Source organism: Pseudomonas sp. NPDC090592 (genome assembly GCF_044769185.1).
Taxonomy (GTDB): Bacteria; Pseudomonadota; Gammaproteobacteria; order Pseudomonadales; family Pseudomonadaceae; genus Aquipseudomonas.
On the sequence record NZ_JBIVXJ010000003.1, the window covers coordinates 266,543 to 285,583 of the forward strand.

Here is a 19,041-nt window from a genome sequence, read left to right on the forward strand (position 1 = left end):
CTCGATTTACGTGCCCACGCATAACCTGAGTCAGGCGCTCCTCAGAACAGATCCATAGGCGCCGCTTCATCAGCCGGCAGCGGGCTGCCCGGTGCTGCGCCATTGCCCAACTCGTCTACCGACGGTGGCGAGTCTTCGGCCTTGAACAGTTCGAAGTAGGCGTTCGGGGTGCTCGGCGATGCCGCACGGCCACTGACCGGGTCCACGCGCAGGCTGAGGATGCCTTCCGGCTCTGCTGGCGCATGCGCCGGCTTGTCCTTGAGCGCAGCACCCATGAAGCTCATCCAGATCGGCAGCGCCGCTGTACCGCCGTACTCGCGGCGGCCAAGGGTTTCCGGCTGGTCGAAGCCGACCCATACGGTAGTCACGTAGTCGGCGTTGTAGCCAGAGAACCAGGCGTCCTTGGATTCGTTGGTGGTACCCGTCTTGCCCGCCAGGTCGGTACGGCCCAGGGCCAGCGCCCGACGGCCGGTGCCGCGCTTGATCACATCTTGCAGCATGCTGGTAAGGATGTAGGTAGTGCGGCCATCGATGATCTGCTCGGCCACCGCAGGTGCCTGTGGTGCGGTCGCTACCTGGCTGAAGGCCGGTGGTGCTTCGCCTGGCATGGCTGCGGTGCTGATCGGCTGCTCGGGTGCAGCCAGGCCAGCCTGGTCCTCGGCACCTTGCGGTACGCGGGCCGGGTTGGCAGTGAACAGCGTTTCGCCGGTGCGGCTTTCGATGCGGTCGATCAGGTACGGGGTGATCTTGTAGCCGCCGTTGGCAAAGGTGCTCCAGCCGGTGGCAATTTCCATCGGCGTGAGGGTAGCTGTGCCCAGGGCCAGCGACAGGTTGCGCGGCAGGTCCTGCTTGTTGAAGCCGAACTTGGCAATGTAGTCGATGGTGCGGTCTACACCCATGGCCTGCAGCAAGCGGATCGACACCAGGTTGCGCGACTTGTACAGCGCTTCGCGCATGCGGATCGGGCCGAGGAAGGTGTTGGTGTCGTTCTTCGGCCGCCACACTTTGTCCACCGACTCGTCGACGAACACGATGGGCGCATCGTTGACCAGGGTGGCTGCCGTGTAGCCGCTGTCCAGTGCGGCACTGTAGATGAACGGCTTGAAGCTCGAGCCTGGCTGGCGCTTGGCCTGCATGGCGCGGTTGTAGTTGCTCTGCTCGAACGAGAAGCCGCCAACCAGTGCGCGAATAGCGCCATTGTAAGGGTCGAGGGTGACCAGGGCGCTTTGTGCGCCAGGCACCTGGCTGAACTTGAATTTGCCATCGTCCAGACGCTGCAGGCGCACCAGGTCACCGACCTGGGCCACATCGGCCGGCGACTGCGGGGTACGGCCCTGGGCGTTGCTATTGATGAACGGGCGCGCCCACTTCATGGTGTCCCAGGGGACCTCGGCTTGCTGGCCGTCCCGGGTCAGAACCTTGAGGCCGGTTTTGTCGACATGGGTGACGATGGCCGGTTCCAGGCCCCCCAGGATGCGCTGCTTGCCCAGCTCTTGCAGCCAGGCAGCCTGGGTACGGCCCGGGAAGCGTGCTTCGGGGCCGCGGTAACCGTGGCGTTCGTCATACTCGGAGAGGCCGTTGAGGATGGCCTTGTTGGCCATGTCCTGCATGTCGCTGGGCACTGTGGTAGTGACGCGGAAACCTTCGGTGTACGCGTCGCTGCCGTAACGCCCGACCATTTCGGCGCGGGCCATTTCGGCGATGTAAGGGGCGTTCACCTCAGGCGTGGGCACGTGATAGCTGGCGTTGAGCGGCTCGGCCAGGGCTGCCTGGTAGCTGGCTTCGTCGATCTTGCCCAGCTTGTACATGCGGCCGAGGATCCAGTCGCGGCGCTCCTTGGCGCGCACCGGGTTGGCCAGCGGGTTGAAGCGCGACGGTGCCTTGGGCAGGCCGGCGATCATCGCCATCTGCGCCAGGCTCACGTCGCGGATCGATTTACCGTAGTAAACCTGCGCGGCAGCGTCGATGCCGTAGGCGCGGTTGCCCAGGTAGATCTTGTTCACGTACAGCTCGAGGATTTCGTCCTTGGTCAGCTCACGCTCGATCTGCAGGGCCAGCAGGATCTCGTTGGTCTTGCGCGAGAAGCTGCGTTCGCTGGTGAGGAAGAAGTTCTTCGCCACCTGCATGGTGATGGTGCTGCCGCCGGTCTGGATATGCCCGGTTTTCACCAATTGGGTTGCGGCGCGCATCAGGCTGCTGGGGTCGACGCCATAGTGGTTGAGGAAATTGTCGTCCTCGGCTGACAGAAGCGCCTGAATGAACTGTGGCGGAATTTCCGCAAAACGGATCGGCGAGCGGCGCATTTCGCCGAACTCGGCAATCAGCTTGCCGTCGCTGCTGTACACCCTGAGGGGGATCTGCAACTGGATGCTTCTGAGGGACTCGACCGAGGGCAGGCTGGGGCTAAGATACAGAAACGCACCGCTCACACCGAGTACGAGCGCGCAGATGACTGCGACGGAAGACCACCAGAAGAACTTCAGCAGACGTATCAAGGCTTTTTGGTGTCCAGGTTGGGAGTGGATTGCACGCAGGTCCGGCGGACCAGAAAACGCTGGGCATTATAAGCATTTTTTCGCCTCTCCGGGTTACCGGCCAGGCTGCCCGTCGGCCCGATGGGCAGGCCGGGCCCAGTGTTGACGCGGGGTTGCGACAGGCCGCTGCAAGTGGCAGCAAGGAAGCCGCGATGTTAGGACGCTTTGGCAGGGATGCCAGTTCACTCGTGGGGGTAGAAATTGCCTCCGACGTTGTCCGGGTTGTGCAACTTCAGCGGCGCGGTCGGCGCTGCCGGGTGCTTGCTTCGGCTCAAGAACCACTAGAGTCCGCGGTCGGCAACGACTGGGTGAGCGAGCCCGGTGCCGTAGTGGCAGCGTTGCGTCGAGCTTACCGACGCAGCGGCTCCAGGCAGCGCCGGGTGGCGCTGGCGTTGCCGGCCAGTCAGGTGATCTGCAAGCTGTGCCATCTGCCGATGGCGCAGGCAGGGGATGCGCTTGAGGCGCAGTTGCTGGCCGACGCTGAACAGCTGTTCCCGTTTCCGTTGGACGACCTGGCCCTGGATTTTCAGGTCTTGGGCGCGTCCCGTGAACAGCCGGGGTGCACGGAAGTGATGGTGGCCGTGTGCCGGCAAAGTGCGCTGGCGTCACTTGAAGCCGTCGTCGCGGAGGCAGGGCTACAGCTTGAGGCTGTCGAGGTCGACAACATCGCCCTGTGTCGCATGTTGCCTCGGGGTTGCCTTGAAGGCTCGGCACTGCTGCGTGTCGAAGCGCACGGCGCAGTGCTTCATGACTGGCAGCCTGGCCAGCCCTGCCAGCGCCGTGAGCTGCCAGCACCGGGGCTCAAGGCGATGGGGCAGCTGTCGGAGCACCTGCATGCCTTGCTTGCTGATGTGCATTTGCCTGCGGGCCTGTGGATAAGCAGCAGTTCGGCGGTGGACCCGCGTTGGTTGCATGGCCTTGGCTGCCAGCTGAATGCGCCGTGCCGGCATTTACCTGGCCTGAGCGGGCTTGAACATGTCGATGGCTCGATGCTGCTGGCCTGTGCCCTGGCGCTCGGAGGGTTGCGCCCATGATGCGGTTGAATCTGTTGCCCTGGCGTGAGCGGCAGCGTCGGGCGGCACTACGGCGTTTTCGCACCCAGCTGGTTGTCGGCGTAGTGCTGGCCCTGTGCGCCGTGACGCTGGTCGACCAGATGGCCCGGCAGCGCGGGCAACAGCAGGCGCTGGCCAATGTCCGGCAACAGGCCGTTCTTGAGGAATTGACTGAGCAACTGCAGCCGCTGGCCGAAATGCAGGCAAAGTACGAGGCACTGATTGCCCGTGCGGTGGCGCTGGAGGGCTTGCGCGCCCGGCAGGGTGTGTTGGGCGACATGCTCACTGGCCTTGAACAGGCGCTGCCGATGGGCCTCCAGCTAATCGACCTCAGCCTGGAGGATGGCCACCTGAACATGACCGGCCTGGCGACGTCCGGTGCCGTGGTGGCGCAGTTCATGCGCGACCTGGACCGGTCGGGCCTTCTGCTTGACCTGCAGCTCAGGCGCGTCAGGAGCTTGCCGGGTGGTGATGAGTTTCGGGTGACTGCGCGCGTGTCGGCGTTCTGGTCGTGAATGTGGGGTCGGTGCATGCCTGGTTGGCGGTCGTCGAGGGCTCCAGACGTATGAGGTGCGTGGTGCCGGTGCTGGTTGCTGCACTGGTGTTTGGTTTGGGTTGCGCGCTTCGCCTGCCCGTGGGCTTGCAACAACAGGCGCAAGAAGCGGCTCGACAGGCTGTATTGAGCGAGCAGCTTTCAGCCAGTGTGGCGAAGCGGGTCGAGCTGGAGCAGATGCAGGCTGCTCTGTTGGATGCCGAGCAGCGGTTGCGGGAGGCTCAATGGTACCTGGCCGCCGGGGAGGGCATGAGCGACCTGCTCGACCGCCTGGCGGCTTCGGGGCATGCGCACGGCCTGTTGATCGAAAGGCTCGACGTGCACGAGGCCGAGCAACTGGCTGGCTACCGCAAAGTACCGCTGGAACTGCACGTAGTGGGGCGTTACGTGGCTTTGCGTCAGTGGCTGGGTGACTGGCTGGGCCAGGCGCGCCTGCTGCGCAGCGGCGAGATGAACCTGGCCGCAGTTGAAGGTCAGCCTGGGTTTTTGCGTCTGCAGTTGCGCGTCGATGCCTTTCACTCGCCCGCACCCGTGCCAGCAGCTGATGTGCTTGCGCGCATGCCGGCCAGGGCCGCGACGCCAGTGCCTGTGGTCGACCCCTTCGCGGCCGTGGGGGCACGCACGGTTGGCTCCGGGCTGGCCAGCGTGCCGCTGGCACAAGTGGAAATGGTCGGCAGCCTGTCGCGGGGAACAGCGCACGAGGCCCTGTTGATGGCGGCTGGCCGGCTCTACCGCGTGCGTGCAGGAGAGCGACTGGGTCGTAATAGCGGCGTGGTGGTGCGAATCGATCAAGGCGGTGTTGAGGTACGCGAACGGCTATTCATGGCGGGGGTGTGGCACGAGCGCACGGCGTTCATCACCCTGGCGAAACGCTTGGGCAAGGAGGCCTCGGAGCGGAATGAAAATGTTGATGAAATGGGGAGTGGCAGCGCTGCTTTCGAGCCCGCTGGCGTCGGCGATGCCTTATCAGGGTGAGCCACTGTCGTTGAACTTCCAGGATGTGGAGGTGCGCTCGGTTTTGCAGGTGCTGGCCGATTATGCGGGCGTCAACCTGGTGGTTGGCGATGACGTACAGGGTAATGTCACCTTGCGTTTGCAGGACGTACCCTGGGATCAGGCCCTTGACCTGGTGCTGCGCAGCAAGGGCCTGGCCCGCCGGCAGGAGGGCAATGTGTTGCTGGTGGCACCTGCGGCAGCGTTTGCTTCGCGGCCGTTCGATACCGCGGTGGGGGCGGTCGCCGATGCGAACGTGCAGCCGTTACGCCGTGAGTTGATACCGATCCACCATGCCAAGGCCACCGAGCTGGTCGAGCTATTGCTGAACACCCTGGTGGATGACGACACCCTTGCCGGTCGAGGCAGCCTGGGCGTCGATGAACGCACCAATACCCTGGTGGCGCACCAGCCTGCGTATCGTCTGGCCGAATTGCGCCAACTGGTTGCACAACTGGATGTGCCAGTGCGCCAGGTGGCGATCGAGGCGCGTATTGTCGAGGCAAATGTCGATTACGAGAAAAGCCTGGGGGTGCGCTGGGGCGGGCCGCTTTACGGTGAGCGCCTGCGGCCGGGCAAGGAGTTGTTCGTCGATCTTGGCGTGGAGCGTGCAGGCACTGGCGTCGGCCTGGGCCTGCTGCGCGGCGATGTGCTGCTCGACCTGGAACTCAGCGCCATGGAAAAGAGCGGCAACGGCGAGATCATCTCGCAGCCCAAGGTGGTCACGGCCGACAAGGAAACAGCCAGGATCCTCAAGGGCACCGAGGTGCCCTACCAGGAAACCAGCCAGAGCGGCGCCACCTCGGTGGCCTTTCGCGAGGCGTCGCTGTCGCTTGAGGTGACGCCGCAGATTACACCGGACAACAAGGTAATCATGGCGGTCAGGGTGACCAAGGACGAGCCGGATTTCGTCAATGCCTTGAACGAGGTGCCGCCAATCCGCAAGAACGAGGTCAATGCGAAGGTTCGCGTGGCGGACGGCGAAACGATCGTGATTGGTGGCGTGTACTCGACTTCGCAAAACAATGTGGTCGACAAGGTGCCATTTTTCGGTGATCTGCCGTATGTTGGGCGGCTATTTCGACGCGATGCATTACAAGAGAAAAAATCCGAGCTGCTGGTCTTCCTGACTCCGCGTATCATGAGTGACCAGGCGATTGCTGTGAGTCGTTGATTCTGTGCGAAATTTGATACTTGTGGGGCCCATGGGCGCTGGTAAAAGCACCATTGGACGCCTTTTGGCCAAAGAGCTGCGCCTGCTGTTCAAGGATTCCGACAAGGAAATCGAACTGCGATGCGGCGCCAATATCCCGTGGATTTTCGACAAGGAAGGCGAGCCGGGTTTCCGTGATCGCGAGCAGGCAATGATCGCCGAACTGTGCGAACTCGATGGCGTGGTCCTGGCGACCGGCGGTGGTGCCGTGATGCGCGAAGCCAACCGCCAGGCATTGCATCAGGGTGGCCGGGTGATCTACCTGCATGCCTCGGTGGAACAGCAGGTTGGCCGTACCGCGCGCGATCGCAATCGCCCGTTGTTGCGCACCGCCAACCCCGAGGCAACCTTGCGCGCCTTGCTGGAAGCCCGTGACCCGCTCTATCGCGAGATCGCCGACGTGGTAGTGGAAACCGACGAGCGGCCGCCACGCATGGTGGTGATCGATATTCTCGAACGCTTGCAGCAGTTGCCGCCCCGTTAACCCGGGACTATTCTCGGCCACCAGCGCCGAGGCGAGGTTCAACGTTACCGCGTGGGTTGCCCGTAAGGCGCCGCGCCCAAGTACATTGTGGGGAAACATGCAGACACTTAAGGTCGACCTGGGCGAGCGTAGCTACCCGATCTACATTGGCGAAGGCCTGCTGGACCAGCCCGAACTGCTGGCGCCGCACATTGCCGGCCGGCAAGTTGCCATCGTTTCCAACGAGACCGTCGCGCCCCTGTATCTCGAACGCCTGACCAAGACCCTGGGCGCCTATTCGGTGCTGCCAGTGGTGTTGCCCGATGGCGAAGCCTACAAGAACTGGGAAACCCTGCAGCTGATCTTCGATGGCCTGCTCACCGCGCGCCATGATCGCCGTACCACCGTGGTCGCCCTTGGCGGCGGCGTAATCGGTGACATGGCTGGCTTCGCGGCCGCCTGCTATCAGCGGGGTGTCGACTTCATCCAGGTGCCGACCACCTTGCTTTCCCAGGTTGACTCGTCGGTAGGCGGCAAGACCGGTATCAACCACCCGCTGGGCAAGAACATGGTAGGCGCCTTCTATCAGCCCAATGCGGTGCTGATCGACACGACCAGCCTGAACACGTTGCCCGCGCGCGAGCTGTCGGCGGGCCTGGCTGAAGTGATCAAGTACGGCCTGATCTGCGACAAGCCGTTCCTTGCCTGGCTTGAGGACAATATCCAGGCCTTGCGTGGCCTTGACCCTGTGGCCCTGACCGAGGCAATCAGCCGCTCCTGCGCGGCCAAGGCTGCGGTAGTGGGGGCCGACGAGCGTGAGTCCGGCGTACGGGCCACGCTGAACCTGGGGCATACCTTCGGGCATGCCATCGAGACCCACATGGGGTATGGCGTGTGGCTGCACGGCGAGGCCGTGGCAGCGGGCACGGTGATGGCCCTGGAAATGTCCATGCGCCTTGGCTGGATCGACCAGGCCGAGCGCGATCGCGGAATCCGCCTGTTGCAGGACGCAGGTTTGCCGGTGGTGCCACCACAGGAAATGACCCCGGCGCATTTCATGGAGCACATGGCGGTCGACAAGAAGGTGCTCGACGGGCGCTTGCGTCTGGTGCTGCTGCGCCAGATGGGCGAGGCCGTGGTCACCGACGACTATCCGAAAGAGATTCTACAGGCCACGCTGTCGGCGGATTACCGCGCGATCGTGGCCCAGCTTTGAGGTTGTGACAGCGCAATGACCAGTTTGCATGCCGATGAGGCCTTTCTCGACCATTACCAGTTGAGTCACGATCCGTTCGCGCCCCGCGTGCCCGGCTTCAAGTTCTTCCCGGCCCAGCGCAAGCCTGTGCTTGGCCAGTTGCACCACCTGGCGCGCTACAGCCAGCTGATGCTGGTGGTCAGCGGCCCGCTGGGCAGCGGCAAGTCGCTGCTGCGCCAGGCCCTGGTGGCCAGTACCAACAAGCAGGCCGTGCAGAGTGTGGTGGTGTCTGCCCGCAGTGCCAGCGATGCCTCCGGCATGCTGGCCCACGTTGCCCAGGACCTGGGCGTGGACAAGGCTGAAGTGCAGGCGATCCTGTCCAAGGTCGTGCAGCTGGCACTCACCGGGCAGGAAGTGTATTTGCTGGTGGACGATGCGGAACAACTCGACGAGTCGGCACTCCAAGCGTTGCTGGAATTGGCGGCGGGAGTGCCGGAAGGGCGCCCGCATATATTCCTGTTTGGTGAGCCTTCGCTGATTGCCGGGCTGGATGAACTCAATGTCGAGGAAGAACGCTTCCACATCATCGAGCTTGCCCCCTACAGTGAAGAAGAAACCCGCGAGTACCTGGAGCAGCGCCTGGAAGGGGCTGGCCGGGGCATCGAGGTGTTCAGCCGTGAACAGATCGTCGATATCCATGAAAACTCCGACGGTTGGCCTGGCAACATCAACCAGGTCGCCCGTGACACTTTGATCGAAGCCATGATCGCCAGCCGCTCGACGGTCAAGCGACCATCCATGGGGTTCAAGATGCCTAAAAAACATGTGCTCGCGCTGTCCGCTGTGGTCGTGGTCGCCGTTGGCGCCGCGGTATTGATGCCCAAGAAGGGTGACAAGGCCCCGGCCGAAGCGCCGGCCGCCCAGGCCCAGCTGCCGCTTGGCGAGGGCAAGCAGGGTGCTGCCATCGAGTTCTCTGGCTCTTCCCAGCCGATGCCATTGCCACTGGTTGGCCAGTCCCAGCCGGTGATGCGCGAGCCGCTGGCCCAGGCCGCTGGCATGGGCGAGGGTGAGGAAGGCAGCCCGGCTGGCGACACCGCCCTGCAGCCTGGCAACCCGCCGCCAACCGTCACCACCATTGCGCCGCCGCAAGGCGTGCCGGCTGGCCCGGCGCCTGCGCAGTCTGTTGCCAGTGTTCCTGCCCAGCCCGCACAGCCGGTAGCGCCTGCGCCAAAACCGGTCGCAACCCAGCCAGCCAAGCCGGTTGCACCGGCCAAGCCTGCGCCAGCACCAACCCAGGTCGCCGTGGCCAAACCGGCCGCCAAGCCTGCTGAAAAACCAGCGCCTGCTGCTGGTGGTAGCGGTGGCTGGTACGCTGGACAGAAACCGGGCAACTACGTGGTGCAGATCCTCGGCACCAGTTCCGAAGCTTCGGCCCAGGCGTACGTCAAGGCCCAGGGTGGCGACTATCGCTACTTCAAGAAAAACCTGCAGGGCAAGCCGCTGTTCGTAGTCACTTATGGCAGCTTCGCCAACCGTGACGCAGCGGTTGCGGCAATCAAGAACTTGCCAGCGAAGGTCCAGGCTGGTAAACCTTGGCCACGTACCGTCGCCAGCGTCCAACAAGAGCTGGCTTCGGCCCGCTGATACCTTCCGGGCGGCATCACCCCGCCGCCCAGTAGCTAAGCGAATTCTAGCTTTCGACTAGCCTGCTGCGTTTTAACGCGGCAGGCTTTTCTGTCCCAGACTGCCGGCCACAAGCCCTAGTTGCAGTCATGGCTGAAACGCTTCAGACTCGAGCCAAGCCGCTATCACGGCGCATGGCCCAAAAACATTCAAAATTGCGACATAAATTTTCAATGGTGAGACATGAAAATTTGTGGGCATCGCTGTCGCTGTGCAACAATGGTTTTCCATGGCCACCGCAAAAAAGCTGGCGTTTGATCGGCGTGGATGGTAAGTGGTTGTTAAAAAAAGAGATTTGCCTCCGTTGAGAGGTGAACCTGGTGAGAATGTGTCTATGAAAACAGGTCTGTACCATCCCGAAGAATTCAAGGACAACTGTGGTTTTGGCCTGATCGCCCATATGACGGGCGAGCCGAGCCACCACCTTCTGCAAACCGCCATGCAGGCGCTTACCTGCATGACCCACCGCGGCGGTATCAACGCCGACGGCAAGACCGGTGACGGTTGCGGTCTGCTCATGCAGAAGCCCGATCAATTCCTGCGTGCCGTGGCCCAGGAACACTTCGCCGTCGAGCTGCCCAAGCAGTACGCCGTCGGCATGGTGTTCTTCAACCAGGACCCGGTCAAAGCCGAAGCTGCCCGCGCCAACATGGACCGCGAGATCCTCGCCGCTGGCCTGAAGCTGGTCGGCTGGCGCAAGGTGCCGATCGACACCAGCGTACTGGGCCGCCTGGCCCTGGAGCGCCTGCCGCAGATCGAGCAGGTGTTCATCGGCGGTGAAGGCCTGAGCGATCAGGAATTCGCCATCAAGCTGTTCAGTGCCCGTCGTCGTTCGTCGGTGGCCAACGCCCACGACGCCGACCATTACATTTGCAGCTTCTCGCACAAGACCATCATCTACAAAGGCCTGATGATGCCGCGCGATCTCGCGGCGTTTTACCCAGACCTGGGTGACGAGCGCCTGCAAACCGCGATCTGCGTGTTCCACCAGCGCTTCTCCACCAACACCCTGCCGAAATGGCCGCTGGCGCAGCCGTTCCGCTTCCTCGCCCACAACGGCGAGATCAATACCATCACCGGCAACCGCAACTGGGCCATGGCCCGTCGCACCAAGTTCGCCAATGACCTGATCCCCGACCTCGAAGAGCTCGGCCCGCTGGTCAACTGCGTGGGTTCCGACTCGTCGAGCATGGACAACATGCTGGAACTGATGGTGACCGGTGGCATCGACCTGTTCCGCGGCGTGCGCATGCTGGTACCGCCAGCCTGGCAGAACGTCGAGACCATGGACGCCGACCTGCGCGCCTTCTACGAATACAACTCCATGCACATGGAGCCGTGGGATGGCCCGGCCGGTATCGTCATGACCGAAGGCCGCCACGCGGTGTGCCTGCTCGACCGCAACGGCCTGCGCCCGGCGCGCTGGGTGACCACCACCAATGGCTACATCACCATCGCCTCGGAAATCGGCGTATGGGGCTACCAGCCTGAAGAAGTGTTGGCCAAAGGCCGTGTCGGCCCGGGCCAGATCCTTGCCGTGGACACCGAAACCGGCCAGATCCTCGACACCGACGCCATCGACAACCGCCTGAAGTCGCGCCACCCGTACAAGCGCTGGCTGCGTCAGCACGCCACCCGCATCCAGGCGACGCTGACCGACGACCAGGGCGCGGCCAGCTACGACGCTGACCAGCTCAAGCAATACATGAAGATGTTCCAGGTCACCTTCGAAGAGCGTGATCAGGTGCTGCGCCCGCTGGGTGAGCAGGGCCAGGAAGCCGTTGGCTCGATGGGTGACGACACGCCGATGGCCGTGCTTTCGCAGCGCGTGCGTTCGCCGTTCGATTTCTTCCGTCAGCAGTTCGCCCAGGTGACCAACCCACCGATCGACCCGCTGCGCGAAGCGATCGTGATGTCGCTGGAGATCTGCCTCGGTGCCGAGCGCAACATCTTCCAGGAATCCCCGGAGCACGCTTCGCGGGTGATCCTCAGCTCGCCGGTGATTTCGCCCGCCAAGTGGCGTTCGCTGATGAACCTGGAGCGCGAAGGTTTCGACCGCCAGCTGATCGACCTCAACTATGAGCAGGGCATCGGCCTGGAAGCGGCCATCCGCAACATCGCCGACCAGGCTGAAGAAGCCGTGCGCGCTGGCAAGACCCAGCTGGTGCTGAGCGACCGTTACATCGCCCCGGGCAAGCTGCCGGTGCACGCTTCGCTGGCTGTTGGCGCGGTGCACCACCGCCTGACCGAGCAGGGCCTGCGTTGCGACAGCAACATCCTGGTTGAAACCGCCACCGCCCGCGACCCGCACCACTTCGCCGTGCTGCTGGGCTTCGGTGCCTCGGCCGTTTACCCGTACCTGGCCTATGAAGTGCTGGCTGACCTGATCCGCACCGGCGAAGTGCTGGGCGACCTGGACGAAGTCTTCAAGTACTACCGCAAAGGCATCTCCAAGGGCTTGCTGAAGATCCTGTCGAAGATGGGTATCTCCACCATTACCTCGTACCGCGGTGCGCAGCTGTTCGAAGCCATCGGCCTGTCCGAGGAAGTGGTCGGCCTGAGCTTCAAGGGTGTGTCCAGCCGCATCAAGGGTGCACGCTTCGAAGACCTGGAAAACGACCAGAAGCTGCTGGCGGCCGAGGCCTGGAGCGCGCGCAAGCCGATCCAGCAAGGTGGCCTGCTGAAGTTCGTGCACGGTGGTGAGTACCACGCCTACAACCCGGACGTGGTCAACACCCTGCAAGCCGCCGTGCAACAGGGCGACTACGCCAAGTTCAAGGAATACACCACGCTGGTCGAAACGCGCCCGGTGTCGATGATCCGCGACCTGCTGAAGGTGAAAGTGGCCGACCAGCCGCTGCCGCTGGAGCACGTCGAGCCGCTGGAGGCCATCCTCAAGCGCTTCGACTCCGCCGGTATCTCGCTGGGTGCACTGTCGCCGGAAGCCCACGAAGCGCTGGCCGAGGCCATGAACCGCCTGGGTGCGCGTTCCAACTCCGGTGAGGGCGGTGAAGACCCTTCGCGCTACGGCACTGTCCGCAGCTCCAAGATCAAGCAGGTGGCCACCGGCCGCTTTGGCGTGACCCCGGAGTACCTGGTAAACGCCGAAGTGCTGCAAATCAAGGTTGCCCAGGGCGCCAAGCCCGGTGAGGGCGGCCAGTTGCCAGGCGGCAAGGTCAACGGCCTGATCGCCAAGCTGCGCTACGCGGTACCGGGCGTGACCCTGATTTCGCCACCCCCGCACCACGATATCTATTCGATCGAAGACCTGGCCCAGCTGATCTACGACCTCAAGCAGGTCAACCCGCAGGCGCTGGTATCGGTCAAGCTGGTGGCAGAAGCCGGCGTCGGCACCATCGCCGCGGGTGTGGCCAAGGCCTATGCCGACCTGATCACCATCTCCGGCTACGACGGTGGTACCGGTGCTTCGCCACTGACCTCGATCAAGTACGCCGGTGCGCCGTGGGAACTGGGCCTGGCGGAAACCCACCAGACCCTGCGCGGCAACGACCTGCGTGGTAAGGTTCGGGTACAAACCGACGGCGGCCTGAAAACCGGCCTGGACGTGATCAAGGCGGCCATCCTCGGCGCCGAAAGCTTCGGCTTCGGTACCGCGCCAATGATCGCCCTGGGCTGCAAATACCTGCGCATCTGCCACCTGAACAACTGCGCCACCGGCGTTGCCACCCAGAACGACAAGCTGCGCAAGGACCACTACATCGGCACTGTCGACATGGTGATCAACTTCTTCACCTTCGTCGCCGAAGAGACCCGTGAGTGGCTGGCCAAGCTGGGTGTACGCAGCCTGGGCGAGCTGATCGGCCGTACCGACCTGCTCGACGTGTTGCCAGGCGATACCGAGCGCCAGCACCACCTGGACCTGACGCCGCTGCTGGGCAGCTCGCACATTCCGGCTGACAAGCCGCAGTTCTGCGAAGTCGACAAGAACCCGCCATTCGACCAGGGCGAGCTGGCCGAGAAGATGGTGGACATGGCCATGCCGGCCATCCGCGATCAGGCCGGTGGCGCGTTCAACCTCGACATCTGCAACTGCGACCGTTCCATCGGTGCGCGTGTGTCGGGCGAAATCGCCCGTCTGCATGGCAACCAGGGGATGGCCGCGGCGCCGATCACCTTCCGCTTCAAGGGCACTGCTGGCCAGAGCTTCGGCGTGTGGAACGCCGGCGGCCTGAACCTGCACCTGGAAGGCGACGCCAACGACTACGTCGGCAAGGGCATGACCGGTGGCAAGGTCACCATCGTGCCGCCAGCCGGCAGCCCGTTCGAAACCCAGCACAGCGCTATCGTCGGCAACACCTGCCTGTACGGTGCCACTGGCGGCAAGCTGTTTGCCGCCGGTACTGCGGGCGAGCGCTTCGCTGTGCGTAACTCCGGCGCCCACGCTGTTGTCGAGGGCACTGGCGATCACTGCTGTGAATACATGACCGGCGGCTTTGTCTGCGTCCTGGGCAAGACCGGTTACAACTTCGGTTCTGGCATGACTGGCGGCTTCGCCTACGTGCTCGACATGGACAATAGCTTCGTCGACAAGCTCAACCACGAACTGGTGGAAATCCAGCGTATCAGTGGTGAAGCGATGGAGGCGTACCGCAGCCACCTGGCGCGTGTCCTGGGCGAGTATGTGGAAGAAACCGGCAGCGAGTGGGGGCGTGAGCTCTCGGAGAACCTGGACGACTACGTGCGGCGCTTCTGGCTGGTGAAGCCGAAGGCGGCCAACCTGAAGCAGTTGCTGTCCAGCACCCGTGCCAACCCGCAGTAAAAACAGCTGCAAGTGGCAAGCCTCAAGCTGCAAATAGCAGCACGAGGTTTGCCCGGCTTAAGTGATCGTCTTGCGGCTTGCAGCTTGTAGCTTGCAGCTGCTGTAAAGAGGTTTTGAAAAATGGCTGAACGTCTGAACAACGACTTCCAGTTCATCGAAGTGGGCCGCAAGGACCCGAAGAAAAAGTTGCTGCGCCAGCGCAAGAAGGAGTTCGTGGAAATCTACGAACCGTTCAAGCCGCAGCAGTCCGTGGATCAGGCACACCGCTGTCTGGGCTGCGGTAACCCGTATTGCGAGTGGAAGTGCCCGGTACACAACTTCATCCCCAACTGGTTGAAGCTGGTGTCCGAAGGCAACATCCTGGCCGCGGCGGAGCTGTCGCACCAGACCAACACCCTGCCGGAAGTGTGTGGCCGCGTATGCCCGCAAGACCGTCTGTGCGAGGGCGCCTGCACCCTGAATGACGGCTTCGGCGCGGTGACCATCGGTTCGGTCGAGAAGTACATCACCGACACCGCCTTCGCCATGGGCTGGCGCCCGGACATGTCCAAGGTCAAACCAACCGGCAAGCGCGTTGCCATCATCGGTGCTGGCCCGGCTGGCCTGGGCTGTGCCGACGTACTGGTGCGTGCTGGCGTGACCCCGGTGGTGTTCGACAAGAACCCTGAGATCGGTGGCCTGCTGACCTTCGGCATCCCTGAGTTCAAGCTGGAAAAGACCGTGCTCAGCAACCGCCGCGAAGTGTTCACCGGCATGGGCATCGAGTTCCGCCTGAATACCGAGGTGGGCAAGGACGTGACCATGGAACAGTTGCTCGCCGAGTACGACGCCGTGTTCATGGGCATGGGTACCTACACCTACATGAAGGGTGGCTTCCCGGGCGAGGACCTGCCAGGTGTGCACGACGCGCTGGACTTCCTGATCGCCAACGTCAACCGCAACCTGGGCTTCGAGAAATCGCCGGAAGACTTCGTCGACATGCAGGGCAAGAAGGTGGTGGTGCTGGGCGGTGGCGACACCGCGATGGACTGCAACCGCACGTCGATCCGCCAGGGTGCCAAGTCGGTGACCTGCGCTTATCGCCGTGACGAAGCCAACATGCCAGGCTCGCGCAAAGAGGTGAAGAACGCCAAGGAAGAGGGCGTAAAGTTCCTCTACAACCGCCAGCCTATCGCCATTGTCGGCGAAGACAAGGTTGAAGGCGTGAAGGTGGTCGAGACCCGCCTGGGTGAGCCGGATGCCCGTGGCCGCCGCAGCCCCGAGCCGATCCCGGGTTCTGAAGAGATCCTGCCGGCCGATGCCGTGGTGATCGCCTTCGGCTTCCGCCCGAGCCCGGCGCCGTGGTTCGAGCAGCATGGTATCCAGCTGGACAGCCAGGGCCGTGTGGTGGCGCCGGAGAAGGGCAAGTTCAAGCACCAGACCAGCAACCCGAAAGTGTTTGCCGGTGGCGACATGGTGCGTGGGTCGGACCTGGTGGTGACGGCTATCTTCGAAGGGCGTACTGCCGCCGAAGGCATCCTGGACTTTTTGGAAGTGTGATCGGTGGCTGCGCACATTGGTGCGCGGTCGAGGCCACTGGGAAGCCTGTCGTTCTGTTGCCTCAGACGCTAATCCTCAACATTGGGTCAATCCGAAAGGATTGACCCATTTCAGTTGAGGAAAGCGATATGAACAGACTAGCGAGCGTGTTGATCACCTCCAGCTTGTTGCTGACAACCTTTCAAAGTGCTATCGCAAACCCCGGTTCATCTTTTGATGGGCCGGGGTTTGCGTCTTTGATCCCCCCTGATGCAAATGATTTCGCGAGCGCCAGCGAGCTGCAGGCGCGCATGATTAATGGCACTGTTACATCGGTACACCTGGTACAGCGCGCCCTGGCACGCATTGCTGTGCTCGACCGTGAGGGCCCGAGTTTGAATGCCGTGGTCGAAATCAACCCGGATGCCTTGTCGATTGCCGGTGCCCTGGACCAGGAGCGCGCTGCGGGCAAATTGCGCGGCCCGTTGCATGGGCTTCCCGTTCTGTTGAAGGACAACATCGACACGGCAGACATGATGCAGACAAGCAGCGGTTCCTTGGCCTTGATTGGCCAGCCCGCCGTTGAGGACGCGGCTGTAGTTCAACATTTGCGCCGTGCGGGTGCAGTGGTGCTGGGTAAAGCAAATGGTGGAGAGTTGGCCGGGTTCAGGGATTGGGGCATTCCGCCGGGCTGGAGTGGGCGAGGAGGGCAGGTGCGTAACCCATGGGGGCTACATCTACCTGTCTGCGGCTCGAGTGCTGGCCCGGCAGCGGCGGTTGCCGCAGGTTTTGCGCCTCTGTCGGTTGGGACCGAGACCAATGGTTCGATCATCTGCCCGGCCCACGCAAATCTGGTAGCAGGTTTGCGGCCTACGCTGGGGTTGTTGAGCCAGGCAGGGCTGGTACCTCTGTCGAGCTGGCAGGATACGGCTGGGCCGATAGCGCGATCCGTCAGCGATATCGCTTTGTTGCTGGGGGCGATGCGCGAGCCGGCGCAGCAACGCACTGCAGGTGCAGCTGATGGGCAGCATATCGAGGTGGACTATCTGGCGAATCTTGATAGCGGTGCGCTTCTGGGCAAGCGCCTGGGTTACCCACTTTATCGTCCGGACGGGTCGTTGACGGTAGATCACCCGCACTTTGGCAGGCTGGCGATGGTGCTCGAAGCAGCAGGGGCAACGCTCGTGCCCATCCACATGGTCATCCCGAGCCTGTTCACTGAGCAGATGGCCGTTCTTAGTCATGACATCAAGCATGAGCTTGGTCGCTACCTGCGAGCGCGCCCGGGTATCGAGCCGCAGAGCTTGGCAGACGTGATTGCCTACAACCAAAAGAATCCCGGTGCGGAAGGTTACGGACAACAGCTTCTTGAACACGCCCAGGCACAAGAACTGGATGAACCCACCTATAGGCTCATGGCGGACAGGCTACGAGAAGAGAGCCGCCGATTGCTCGACAGCACCACGAACCAGCATGTACTGGACGCGTTGCTTGATCTACCTGACGGCGATTTGCGCGGCGTTGGCGCACAGGCGGGGTATCCGGGTTTGAATGTGCCTGCTGGGCTGGATGAGTCAGGGCGGCCGATTGGGGTTTATTTTTCGAGCCTGCCCTGGACTGAGGCTGCCTTGCTCTCGATAGGTTTCGCCTTCGAGCAAGGCTTGAAGTAGTGATGGGTACACAGAAATTATTGTAGTTGTACACAAGAAATATTGATCTATGGCATCTCGATAGACAAAAGGCACGGCAAACAGCCGTGCCTTTTCTTTGTGCGTCTGAGAAAATGCCCGCACTATTTTTCCGGATGCCGACATGACTGCCCTGAAGAACGACCGTTTCCTGCGTGCACTGCTCAAGCAACCCGTAGACGTCACCCCGGTGTGGATGATGCGCCAGGCCGGCCGCTACCTGCCGGAGTACCGCGCCAGCCGCGCCAAGGCCGGTGACTTCATGAGCCTGTGCATGAACCCGCAGTTTGCCTGCGAGGTTACCCTGCAGCCGCTGGACCGCTACCCGCTGGACGCGGCGATCCTGTTCTCGGACATCCTCACCATCCCTGACGCCATGGGCCTGGGCCTGTACTTCGAAACCGGCGAAGGGCCGCGTTTCAAAAAGGTCATCAGCACCCCGGCCGATATCGAAGCACTGTCAATCCCCGACCCGCAGAAAGACCTGGGCTACGTGATGGACGCGGTCAGCACAATCCGCCGTGAGTTGAACGGTCGCGTGCCGCTGATCGGCTTCTCGGGCAGCCCGTGGACCCTGGCCACCTACATGGTTGAAGGCGGTTCGTCCAAGGACTTCCGCAAAACCAAAGCCATGGCCTACGACAACCCGCAAGCCCTGCACCTGCTGCTGGACAAGCTGGCCCAGTCGGTCACCAGCTACCTGAATGGCCAGATCCTGGCCGGCGCCCAGGCCGTGCAGATTTTCGACACCTGGGGCGGCAACCTGTCGGCGGCGGCTTATCAGGAATTCTCCCTGGCCTACATGCGCAAGATCGTCAGCGGCCTGATCCGCGAACACGAAGGGCGCAAGGTGCCGGTGATCCTGTTCACCAAGAATGGCGGCCTGTGGCTGGAAAGCATCGCTGAAGCCGGTGCCGACGCACTGGGCCTGGACTGGACCTGCGAGATCGGTGACGCCCGCCGCCGCGTGGGTGACAAGGTGGCCCTGCAAGGCAACATGGACCCGACCGTGCTGTACGCCAAGCCCGAGGCTATCCGCCAGGAAGTGGCGCGGATCCTGGCCAGCTATGGCCACGGCACTGGCCATGTGTTCAACCTTGGCCACGGCATTACCCCGGAAGTCGACCCGGAGCATGCCGGCGTGTTCATCAATGCCGTGCACGAGCTGTCGGCGCAGTACCACCAGTGAATTGATCGCTGAAAACAAAAAGCCCGGCCATGTACCCAATGCCAGTCAGTTAAACAATTTGGGGCCGCGTTGGTGCCCATCGCCGGGGGGGGCCCGCCCCCCCCGCCGGGGCCGGGGGGGGGGGGGGTGGGGGGTGGGGGGTGGGGGGTGGGGGGGGGGGGGGGGGGGGCCGCCCCCGCC

The 19,041-nt window shown here is 63.0% G+C and carries 12 protein-coding genes; 11 read left to right on the forward strand and 1 reads right to left on the reverse strand.

Features of this window, described 5'->3' with window-relative positions; translation table 11 throughout:
* Positions 1-41: 41 nt before the first annotated feature.
* Positions 42-2,495 carry a penicillin-binding protein 1A gene (locus ACIQUI_RS04155; RefSeq protein ID WP_403195155.1) on the reverse strand — a complete coding sequence of 818 codons (2,454 nt, stop codon included), beginning with the start codon at positions 2,493-2,495 and terminating at the stop codon, positions 42-44.
* A gap of 191 nt (positions 2,496-2,686) precedes the next feature.
* Between ACIQUI_RS04155 and pilM the strand changes: the two genes are divergently transcribed.
* From pilM to hemE, 11 genes are all read left to right on the forward strand, one after another.
* Positions 2,687-3,568, forward strand: a complete 882-nt coding sequence (pilM, locus tag ACIQUI_RS04160) for a type IV pilus biogenesis protein PilM (protein ID WP_403195156.1) — start codon at positions 2,687-2,689, stop codon at positions 3,566-3,568.
* Positions 3,565-4,101, forward strand: coding sequence for a PilN domain-containing protein (locus ACIQUI_RS04165; RefSeq protein WP_403195158.1), 537 nt, complete (start codon positions 3,565-3,567; stop codon positions 4,099-4,101). Before pilM ends, ACIQUI_RS04165 begins: the two co-directional genes overlap by 4 nt.
* An 11-nt stretch (positions 4,102-4,112) precedes the next feature.
* Entirely contained in the window at positions 4,113-5,114 is a 1,002-nt protein-coding gene (locus ACIQUI_RS04170; protein ID WP_403195159.1) for a pilus assembly protein PilP, read from the forward strand.
* The gene (locus tag ACIQUI_RS04175; protein ID WP_403195161.1) at positions 5,038-6,306 is read left to right on the forward strand and encodes a type IV pilus secretin PilQ; all 1,269 of its coding nucleotides are present in this window, start codon (positions 5,038-5,040) and stop codon (positions 6,304-6,306) included. The genes ACIQUI_RS04170 and ACIQUI_RS04175 overlap by 77 nt, the downstream gene beginning before the upstream one ends.
* A 4-nt stretch (positions 6,307-6,310) precedes the next feature.
* Positions 6,311-6,829, forward strand: coding sequence for a shikimate kinase AroK (gene aroK / locus ACIQUI_RS04180; RefSeq protein WP_391126476.1), 519 nt, complete (start codon positions 6,311-6,313; stop codon positions 6,827-6,829).
* A gap of 97 nt (positions 6,830-6,926) precedes the next feature.
* The gene (aroB, locus tag ACIQUI_RS04185; RefSeq protein WP_391126473.1) at positions 6,927-8,024 is read left to right on the forward strand and encodes a 3-dehydroquinate synthase; all 1,098 of its coding nucleotides are present in this window, start codon (positions 6,927-6,929) and stop codon (positions 8,022-8,024) included.
* Positions 8,025-8,039: 15 nt separating this feature from the next.
* Positions 8,040-9,647, forward strand: a complete 1,608-nt coding sequence (locus ACIQUI_RS04190; RefSeq protein ID WP_403195164.1) for an SPOR domain-containing protein — start codon at positions 8,040-8,042, stop codon at positions 9,645-9,647.
* 373 nt (positions 9,648-10,020) lie between these two features.
* On the forward strand, positions 10,021-14,466 hold the full coding sequence (gene gltB, locus ACIQUI_RS04195; protein ID WP_403195166.1) for a glutamate synthase large subunit: 4,446 nt from the start codon (positions 10,021-10,023) through the stop codon (positions 14,464-14,466).
* Between the two features lie 120 nt (positions 14,467-14,586).
* Entirely contained in the window at positions 14,587-16,005 is a 1,419-nt protein-coding gene (locus tag ACIQUI_RS04200; protein WP_403195168.1) for an FAD-dependent oxidoreductase, read from the forward strand.
* A gap of 128 nt (positions 16,006-16,133) precedes the next feature.
* Positions 16,134-17,654: an amidase family protein gene (locus ACIQUI_RS04205; RefSeq protein WP_403195169.1), complete on the forward strand. Its 1,521-nt coding sequence runs from the start codon at positions 16,134-16,136 to the stop codon at positions 17,652-17,654.
* A gap of 142 nt (positions 17,655-17,796) precedes the next feature.
* Positions 17,797-18,861, forward strand: coding sequence for a uroporphyrinogen decarboxylase (gene hemE, locus ACIQUI_RS04210; protein ID WP_403195171.1), 1,065 nt, complete (start codon positions 17,797-17,799; stop codon positions 18,859-18,861).
* Positions 18,862-19,041 lie beyond the last annotated feature (180 nt).